Annotated in this window: 1 protein-coding gene; it reads left to right on the forward strand. The window is 60.1% G+C overall.

All coding sequences use genetic code 11. From position 1 onward, the window contains the following. The coding region (locus C2M24_RS15870) for an Ig-like domain repeat protein (RefSeq protein WP_158683794.1) at positions 1 to 414 on the forward strand (414 nt) is incomplete at both ends.

The following is a 414-nucleotide window of genomic DNA, read 5'->3' on the forward strand; positions in this document are numbered from 1 at the left end:
CGCCGACGGTGAACTGACCGTCACCATGACAGTGACCGACGCTGCCGGGAACACAGGCACGGTCACCGATACCACCACCTTGGATACGGGCGCACCGAGCACGGGTGATGGCGTAAACAGTATTGCGTTCGACGACGGCGGCGATGAGCTATTAAGCGCAGAGGAAGCGACCAATGTGACCCTTTCTGGCGTTGTTGAAGCCGGTGCCACCGTCGACAGCATCACCATCAGTGATGGTGTGACGACGATCACGGTACCGAGTTCGGCGATCAGCACGGATAGCAACGGCAACGTGACCGTCGTTGGGCAAGACCTTTCAAGCCTCGCCGACGGTGAACTGACCGTCACCATGACAGTGACCGACGCTGCCGGGAACACAGGCACGGTCACCGATACCACCACCTTGGATACGGG

Origin of the sequence: Pseudoalteromonas sp. T1lg22 (assembly GCF_002964645.1) — a bacterium.
GTDB lineage: Bacteria > Pseudomonadota > Gammaproteobacteria > Enterobacterales > Alteromonadaceae > Pseudoalteromonas.